Consider the following 8,650-nt stretch of genomic DNA (forward strand, 5'->3'; position numbering starts at 1 on the left):
GATCCTGTGGCAGTGCGAAGCGATTTTGCTCGCCATGGGGCAGGATGCCGACCTGTCGCGCGATGCCGGACGATTGATGCACGGCATGCAATGGGCGCTGCTCCCCTTTCTCGGCTTCACCACGCTGCGCACCTTCATCGCAGCGCTGGAACGGCCGATCTGGGGCCCGCTCATCATGCTCTGCGCGCTCCCGTTCAACCTGCTGATTGGCTGGGCGCTGATCTTCGGCCATCTCGGCTTTCCGCCGCTTGGCCTGTTCGGCGCCGGGCTGGCGGGCACCATCTCGTCGGCCTTCCTCTTCTTCGGCCTGCTCGGCGTCATCCTGATCGACCGGCGTTTCCGTCGTTATCGCATCCTCGGTCGTTTCTGGACGCGCGACCGCGAAAGGCAGCGACAGGTATGGGCGCTCGGCCTGCCAATCGCGATCACGCTCGGCTTTGAAACCACCGTATTCAACGCCTCGGCGCTGCTCATGGGGTTGATCGACCGCGACTCGCTCGCCGCCCATGCGGTCGCGATCCAGATCGCCGCTCTGGTATTCATGGTGCCGATGGGCATAGGCCAGGCCGCCACCGTGCGCGTCGGCATCGCCCATGGGCGGCATGACCGCGCCGGGATCGGCCGCGCCGGGTGGCTGGCACTGATCCTCGGCACAGGCTTTGCCGCCGCCGCTGCCGCCGCGCTCATCCTGATGCCCCGCACTCTTGTGTCCGTCTTCCTCGACCTCGACAACCCGGCCAATGCCCGGACGATCAGCCTCGCCGTCAGCTTCCTCGCCATCGCCGCGCTGTTTCAGCTTGTCGATGCCGCACAGGCCGTCGGCGCGGGCGTGCTGCGCGGGTTGCAGGACACGACCATCCCGATGATCTTCGCGCTCATCGGCTATTGGGTGGTGGGGATCGGCCTCGGCAGCCTGCTCGCCTTTCCGCTCGGCATGGACGGCCTCGGCATTTGGCTCGGTCTCGCCAGCGGCCTTGGCGTTGTGGCCGTCATGCTGGTCATCCGCTGGTCCTTACGCGAACGGCTGGGCCTCGTCCCGGCCTGATTGCGTTGCGCGTCCATGGTGCGGCGCACAAAGCAATTGAAAGAATCGGCAAAATCAGTCATGAATCGGACATCATGCAAGCCCCGACCGAGATTTTTGAAGCGATCGCGCTCCAGAAGTGCCTGAAGGTGACCTATAACAAGATGGTCGTCACCCTGGCCCCGCACATCCTCTACACGCGCCATGACGAATTGTTCATCGACGCCGTGACCGTCGATCGCGACGGCACCCCCCCGCGCGAACTCAAGCTCGGCACGTTCAAGCTGGTCGGCCTGTCCGACCTCAAAGTGCTGGACGAGCAATTCGAGGCAATGCACGGCCTCTACGACCAGAATGACGACAAATACCGCAACGTTACCCTGTTCGCCGTAGCCCCGGAAAGCGCCGCCGCCTGATCGGCGGACGGCTACGCAACAATCCCACACCCGTCATGCTGAACTTGTTTCAGCATCCATTCGCTCTACGCTGGCCGTGTCTCACCCACGTAGAGCCAATGGATCCTGACTTACGTCAGGATGACGAACACTCCCCTCAGTCTTTTACTTCTTCAACCGATACCCCGTCCGGAACATCCAGGCGATAATGGCAATACACACCGCCAGCATTCCCGCGACGAACAACAGGCTGAACTCGATCCCCACATCGCCCTGGCCAAAGAAGGTCCAGCGGAACCCGGAGATCAGATAGACGATCGGGTTGAAGAAGGTGATCGTCCGCCACGGCTCGGCCAGCATCTGCACCGAATAAAAAGCCCCGCCCAGAAACGTCATCGGCATGATCAGCAGCATCGGGATCACCTGCAACTGCTCGAAACTCTGCGCCCATACGCCAAGGATGAAGCCGAACAGGCAGAAGCTGATCGCGATCAGCACCATGAACCCCGCCATCGCGAACGGGTGCGCGACCTGCACATCGACGAAAAGATGCGCGGTCAGGAAAATGATGCTGCCGACGATCAGCGACTTGGTCGCCGCCGCGCCGACATAGGCGATGATCGTCTCGGTCGCCGACACCGGCGCCGACAGCAATTCATAGATGGTGCCGGTGAATTTGGGCATATAGATGCCGAAACTCGCATTGAAGATGCTCTCGGTGAACATAGACATCATGATGAGGCCGGGCACGATGAAGGCGGCATAGGGAACCCCGTCCACCTCCGTCATCCGCGACCCGATCGCGCCGCCGAACACCACGAAATAGAGCGATGTCGTGATCACCGGCACGAGCAGTCCCGTCATCAACGTGCGCCGAAACCGGTGCAACTCGAACAGATAGATCGCCGCAATGGCGCGCAAATTCTGGAGCATCACGCCGCCTTCTCCTGATGAACCAGGCTCACGAAAATATCCTCCAGGCTGCTCTGCCGCGTATTCAGATCCTTATACGCGATGCCCAGGTCACCCAACCGCCGCAGCAACGACGACACCCCGGTCCGCTCCGCCGTCGTATCGAAAATATATTCGATCTCATGGCCATCATCTTTCAGCGTCACGTCCCATTCGGCCAGTTCGCCGGGCACACTCGTCAGCGGCTCGGCCAGCACGACGCTCAGCGTCTTCTTGCCCAGCTTTTTCATCAGCGCGACCTTATCCTCGACCAGCATCAACTCGCCGCGGTTGATCACCCCCACCCGGTCGGCCATTTCCTCGGCCTCCTCGATATAATGGGTGGTCAGGATGATGGTGACGCCGGTCTGGCGCAATTCGCCGATCAGCGTCCACATGTCGCGGCGCAACTCCACGTCCACGCCAGCGGTCGGCTCGTCCAGGAACAGCACGCGCGGCTCATGGCTCAGCGCCTTGGCGATCATCACCCGGCGCTTCATGCCGCCCGACAATTCCAATATCTTGCTGTTGCGCTTGTCCCACAGCGACAGGTCACGCAGCACCTTTTCGATATGGGCCGGATTGCGCGGCTTGCCGAACAGCCCCCGGCTGAACGTCACCGTGTCGATCACCCGTTCGAACTGGTCGGTGGACAATTCCTGCGGCACCAGCCCGATCGCCGACCGCGCCCCGCGATAGTCGCGCACAATGTCATGCCCGGCCACCGTCACGCTGCCGCCCGTCGCGCGCGCAATGCCGCAGATGATCGAAATCATCGTCGTCTTGCCCGCGCCATTGGGGCCCAGCAGCGCGAAAATCTCGCCCTCCTCGATGGTCAGGTCAACGCCCTTGAGCGCCTCAAATCCCGACGCATAGCGTTTGGTCAGGCCGTCGATGGTAATGATGGATGCCATGGATGGCTCAGCCCCTTTTTGCAGTGCGGCAAAGATAGGGAGAAGATTGCCAAACGCAACCTATTCGCCCTCCCTATTCTTCTCGACGTGTGAACCGAAAGACCGTCGCGGGCGGGAAATTGCGCACCGTCTGGCCGACACGCACGACGTCCAGCCCCAGCGCCTCGATCACCTCCCGATTGACCGGGTGCCGCATCGAATAGGTGAACTGCACGAAGCTGCCCCCCGGCTGCAACATGCGGAAGGACTCCGACAATATGTCGTGATGCATATAGCGGTCCATCGCCAGCAGCGGCAATCCGCTCACCACCACCTGATAATCGCCCGGTTCCCCCGCCGTCGCGGTCGACACGATCTGCGCCGGGGTTTCCAGCACCGATACCTGTGGAAAATGCCGCCGCAGCCCGCGCGCAAAGGCGGGGTTGATCTCCACCACCTCCAGCTTTTCGGGCGGCAGGCCAGTCTTCAGAATGGCGCGCGTGAACACGCCCGTTCCCCCGCCCAGTTCCAGCACCCGGCCATCGGTCGGATCGATCTGCGCCACCATTAGGCGGGCGAGATAGCGGCTGGACGGCACGACCGACGCGGTCTGGCGCGGCTTCTGGACCCAGGCGGCCAGGAAATCGAGATATTCGGTGGCGCGGGCGCGAAATTCCCCGCTCGGAAGAGCGATCGCCCGACTGCGCTTGGGCTTATGCTGCATGGGCGAAATACGACCGCTCTCTATCCATCGCGACTCCCTTAGCGAGCCGGAGCCGTCCCGTCGATTGGCTTTAGCGTTTGTATGCGTTCTTGCAGCCAATCGGCCACCGCCGCGATCCGCGCCAGCTTGCGCAGGTCGCCATGCATCACCAGCCAGAAGCTGCGTATAATCTCCACCCGGTCGGCCATCAACGGCACCAACCCTGCATCACGCCGCCCGATAAAGTCCGGCAACACGCCGATCCCCGCCCCTTCCGCGATCATCCGCTGCTGCATGATGATGCTGGTCGATCGCAAATGCGCTTCCAGCCCCGCCTCGACCTCGTCCAGATAATCCAGCTCCGGCGAAAAGATGAACTCCGGCACATAGCCGATCAGCGTATGGCCGCGCAGGGCAGCGGGCGTGTCCGGCCGCCCCGCCCGCGCCAGATAATCGGGCGCGGCATAAAGATGCAGCCGATAATCCCCCAGTCGCTGCACCATCAGTCGCCCCCGCTGCGGCCGCGCCAGCATCACCGCCATATCCGCCTCGCGCTTCGATGGATTAAGGAACCCCGACGCCGTGATCAGGTCCAGCCTTATGCCCGGATGCCGCCGGTTGAAATCGCCCATACCCGGTGCCAAGACCCAGGTGCCGAACCCCTCCGCCACCGACAGCCGCACTTGCCCGGCCAGCTTACGCTCCTGCCCGCGCATCTCCTCGACCGCCGCCAGCGCCGCGCTCTCGGCCGCCTCGGCATGGCCTAGCAATTCCTGCCCCCGCACCGTCAGGCTGCGCTCACCCGCGCCCATTTCGAACAATTCGGCGTCCAGCGCCTTCTCCAACCGCGCCAGCCGCCGCGCGATCGTGGTCGCGTCGATCCCCAGCGCGCGCGCCGCCGGTGCCACCTTGCGCGCCCGCGCCACCGCCAGAAACACGCGCAGGTCATCCCAATCGAACATGCCGCCCCACCCCTGCAAAATTGCAGGCCACCCATGCATAACTTCCCCATTGCTTGCAATAACGCAAGCAACCTAGAAGGCGGCAACAATTTGAGAGGATGCCTTCCATGCGTGAGATTTCGCACAAGCTCGCCTTCACCCATGACGCGCCAGCGACACGCTATAGCGACGTGTTCGATCCCAATAATGGCGGCGTGCAGGCCCGCGTGGCCTTGGGCGATGCGGCCCTGCTCGACCTGGCCGTCGCGGCTGCCAAGAAAGCGCAGCCCGCCTGGGCCGCCGTCAATCCGCAGCGCCGCGCCCGCGTCATGTTCAATTTCAAGGCGCTGGTCGAAGCGAACATGAACGAGCTGGCCCACTTGCTCAGCTCCGAACATGGCAAGGTGATCGCCGACTCCAAGGGCGACATTCAGCGCGGCCTCGAAGTCATCGAATTTTGCTGCGGCATCCCCCACGTCCTCAAGGGCGAATATACCCAGGGCGCAGGGCCGGGCATCGACGTCTACAGCTTCCGCCAGCCGATCGGCATCGGCGCTGGCATCACGCCCTTCAACTTCCCCGGCATGATTCCGCTCTGGATGTCGGGCGTCGCGATCGCGACCGGCAACGCCTTCATCCTCAAGCCCTCCGAACGTGACCCCTCGGTGCCTGTCCGCCTCGCCGAACTGTTCAGCGAAGCCGGCCTGCCCGACGGCATCCTGCAGGTCGTTCAGGGCGACAAGGAAATGGTCGACGCCATCCTCGACCACCCCGACATCAAGGGCGTCAGCTTCGTCGGCTCGTCCGACATCGCCCATTATGTCTATAATCGCGGCGTGGCCGCCGGAAAGCGCGTCCAGGCGATGGGCGGCGCGAAAAATCATGGCATCGTCATGCCCGACGCCGATCTCGACCAGGTGGTGAACGACCTGTCCGGCGCGGCCTTCGGTTCGGCGGGCGAGCGCTGCATGGCCCTCCCCGTCGTCGTGCCGGTCGGCGAAAAGACCGCCATCGCGCTGCGCGAAAAGCTCATCCCGGCGATCGAAGCCCTGCGCGTCGGCGTCTCCACCGATGCCGAAGCCCATTATGGCCCGGTCGTCACCGCCGCGCACAAGCAGAAGATCGAAAACTGGATTCAGACCGGCGTCGATGAAGGCGCGGAACTGGTGGTCGATGGCCGCGGCTTCACACTGCAAGGCCATGAGGAAGGCTTCTTCGTCGGCCCCACCCTGTTCGACCATGTCACCACCGGCATGAGCGCGTACAAGGAAGAGATTTTCGGCCCCGTCCTGCAAATGGTCCGTGCCGACAGTTTCGAAGAAGCCGTCGCCCTCCCCAGCCAGCATCAATATGGCAATGGCGTCGCCCTCTTCACCCGCAACGGCCACGCCGCCCGCGAATTCGCCGCCCGCGTCGATGTCGGCATGGTCGGCATCAACGTGCCGATCCCGGTCCCCGTCGCCTATCACACATTCGGCGGCTGGAAGCGCTCGGCCTTCGGCGACACCAACCAGCACGGCATGGAAGGCGTGAAATTCTGGACCAAGGTCAAGACAATTACCCAGCGCTGGCCCGACGGCGGCGTGGGCGATGCCGCCAATGCCTTCGTCATCCCGACGATGGGGTAAGGGGTTTGGGGGGAGAGGCACTACCTCTCCCCCCGTCATCCTGACGACCCGAAGGGCAGCGCAGCTAACGTCAGGATCCATTGGCTCTACGCCAGAGGCGGAAAACCCAGCATGACCGCCCGATCTTCCCAGAACGGATTATCCCTCTCGATGAGCGCGACCTTCCACGCCCTCTTCCATGCCTTTAACTGCTTTTCGCGCAGGATGGCCGCTTCCATCGTCTCGGCCATTTCATAATGAACCAGTCGCTTCACATTATAGCGCGATGTGAAGCCGGGAACCGCGCCGGTGCGATGTTGGTGCAACCTACCCATCAAATCAGATGTGACGCCGATATAGATCGTGGCATGACGACCACTGCTCAACAGATAGACGCAAGGTTGACGTTCCATTCCGGGGCCGCGCTAATGGATGCTGACTTCCGTCAGCATGACGGAAAATACAGTATGGACAAGCCATCATGACCCAATTCGACCTCACCGACGACCAACGCGAAATCCAGGAACTCGCGCGCCGCTTCACCGCCGACGCGATCACCCCGCACGCCGCCGAGTGGGACGAAAAACACATCTTCCCCCGCGACACGATCCGCGCGGCGGCAGAACTGGGTTTCGGCGGCATCTACGTCTCCGAAAGCGCCGGCGGCATCGGCCTTGGTCGCCTTGAAGCCGCGCTCATCATGGAAGCCATGGCCTATGGCTGCCCCTCCACCAGCGCCTTCATCTCGATCCACAATATGGCCGCGTGGATGATCGACAGCTATGGCAGCGACGCGCTCAAGGCCGCCTATCTGCCCGACCTCATCCCCATGACCCGCATCGCCAGCTATTGCCTGACCGAAGCCGGCGCAGGCTCGGACGCGGCCAGCCTCAAGACCAAGGCGGTCAAGGATGGCGACCATTATGTCGTCACCGGCTCCAAACAATTCATCTCCGGCGGCGGCGAGAATGAAGTCTATCTCGTCATGGTCCGCACCGGCCAGGAAGGGCCGAAGGGCATTAGCTGCCTCGTCATCGACAAGGACATGCCCGGCGTCAGCTTCGGCGCGCAGGAACGCAAGCTCGGCTGGCACAGCCAACCCACCGCCCAGGTGAATTTCGACGCCGTCCGCGTGCCCGTAGCCAATCTTGTGGGCGCCGAAGGCCAGGGCTTCGCCATCGCCATGGCGGGCCTGGATGGCGGCCGCCTCAATATTGGCGCCTGCTCGCTCGGCGGCGCGCAGCGCTGCATCGACGAAGCCGTCCAATATACCAAGGACCGCAAGCAATTCGGCCAGTCGATTGCGGACTTCCAGAATACCCAATTCACGCTCGCCGACATGGAAACCGAGCTTCAGGCCGCCCGCACGCTCCTATATGCCGCCGCCGTCAAGGTGACCGACAACGCCCCGGACAAGACCCGCTTCGCCGCCATGGCCAAGCGCTTCGCCACCGACACCGGCTCTTCCGTCGTCGACCGCGCGCTGCAACTCCATGGCGGTTATGGTTATCTGATGGACTATCCCGTCGAACGCTTCTGGCGCGACCTGCGCGTCCATTCCATCCTCGAAGGCACCAACCAGGTCATGCGCATGATCATCGCGCGGGACATGTTGCGGGATTAAACAAAAAAGCCGTTCGGGCTGAGCTTGTCGAAGCCCTCCACTTTTCTTCAAGAAAAACGGCCCTTCGACAGGCTCAGGGCGAACGGAAAGATAGGTCAGCGTGACAGACGACGTTCTCACTTTCATCGAAAACGGCCCCAACGGTGCTATAGCCCGCATCCGCCTCAACCGCCCCAAGGCGATCCACGCCCTGACGCCGGCCATGTGCGACGCCATCAACAGCGCCCTGCTCGCCTGGCGTACCGACGACAGCGTAACCGCCGTGATGATCGACCATGCCGAAGGTCGCGGCTTCTGCGCAGGCGGCGACATCGCGCTCATCGCCAATAGCGCCAAATCCGACTGCGTCGAAGCCGAACGCTTCTTCCATCTCGAATATCAAATGAACCATCTATTGTTCGTCTATGACAAGCCGATCGTCGCCTTCATCGACGGCATCGTCATGGGCGGCGGCGTCGGCATCTCCCTCCCCGCCCGTTACCGTGTCGCAACCGAGCGGACGACCTTCGCCC

Annotated in this window: 10 protein-coding genes; 5 read left to right on the forward strand and 5 right to left on the reverse strand. The window is 62.8% G+C overall.

The window, feature by feature from the left end; genetic code table 11:
- Together IL54_RS17725 and IL54_RS17730 are read left to right on the forward strand one after the other, a co-directional pair.
- Positions 1-1,045: MATE family efflux transporter (locus IL54_RS17725; RefSeq protein ID WP_037479150.1), on the forward strand; the 1,045-nt coding region annotated here is incomplete at its 5' end.
- A 74-nt stretch (positions 1,046-1,119) separates the two neighbouring features.
- Positions 1,120-1,440: a hypothetical protein gene (locus IL54_RS17730; protein ID WP_037479154.1), complete on the forward strand. Its 321-nt coding sequence runs from the start codon at positions 1,120-1,122 to the stop codon at positions 1,438-1,440.
- A 144-nt stretch (positions 1,441-1,584) separates the two neighbouring features.
- On the opposite strand, the gene IL54_RS17735 is transcribed toward IL54_RS17730, so the two are convergent.
- From IL54_RS17735 to IL54_RS17750, 4 genes are all read right to left on the reverse strand, one after another.
- A complete protein-coding gene (locus IL54_RS17735) occupies positions 1,585-2,352 on the reverse strand; it encodes an ABC transporter permease (protein WP_037477388.1) in 768 nt (255 codons plus the stop codon).
- A complete protein-coding gene (locus IL54_RS17740) occupies positions 2,352-3,284 on the reverse strand; it encodes an ABC transporter ATP-binding protein (RefSeq protein ID WP_037477391.1) in 933 nt (310 codons plus the stop codon). The genes IL54_RS17735 and IL54_RS17740 overlap by 1 nt, the downstream gene beginning before the upstream one ends.
- 73 nt (positions 3,285-3,357) lie before the next feature.
- Positions 3,358-3,987 carry a class I SAM-dependent methyltransferase gene (locus tag IL54_RS17745; RefSeq protein WP_037477393.1) on the reverse strand — a complete coding sequence of 210 codons (630 nt, stop codon included), beginning with the start codon at positions 3,985-3,987 and terminating at the stop codon, positions 3,358-3,360.
- Positions 3,988-4,025: 38 nt separating this feature from the next.
- Positions 4,026-4,928, reverse strand: a complete 903-nt coding sequence (locus IL54_RS17750; protein WP_037477394.1) for a LysR family transcriptional regulator — start codon at positions 4,926-4,928, stop codon at positions 4,026-4,028.
- A gap of 107 nt (positions 4,929-5,035) precedes the next feature.
- Between IL54_RS17750 and IL54_RS17755 the strand changes: the two genes are divergently transcribed.
- Complete coding sequence (locus IL54_RS17755; protein ID WP_037477395.1) at positions 5,036-6,535, forward strand: CoA-acylating methylmalonate-semialdehyde dehydrogenase; 1,500 nt, start codon at positions 5,036-5,038, stop codon at positions 6,533-6,535.
- A gap of 86 nt (positions 6,536-6,621) precedes the next feature.
- Here IL54_RS17755 and IL54_RS17760 read toward each other — a convergent pair whose 3' ends face one another.
- On the reverse strand, positions 6,622-6,927 hold the full coding sequence (locus tag IL54_RS17760; RefSeq protein WP_037477397.1) for a GIY-YIG nuclease family protein: 306 nt from the start codon (positions 6,925-6,927) through the stop codon (positions 6,622-6,624).
- A 68-nt stretch (positions 6,928-6,995) separates the two neighbouring features.
- Here IL54_RS17760 and IL54_RS17765 point away from each other — a divergent pair, with 68 nt between their 5' ends.
- A complete protein-coding gene (locus IL54_RS17765) occupies positions 6,996-8,138 on the forward strand; it encodes an acyl-CoA dehydrogenase family protein (protein ID WP_037477399.1) in 1,143 nt (380 codons plus the stop codon).
- Between the two features lie 100 nt (positions 8,139-8,238).
- Positions 8,239-8,650 (forward strand): enoyl-CoA hydratase/isomerase family protein (locus tag IL54_RS17770; protein WP_037477402.1); only part of this gene is annotated, 412 nt, incomplete at its 3' end.

The sequence above is a fragment of the Sphingobium sp. ba1 genome (genome assembly GCF_000743655.1).
Taxonomy (GTDB): Bacteria; Pseudomonadota; Alphaproteobacteria; order Sphingomonadales; family Sphingomonadaceae; genus Sphingobium.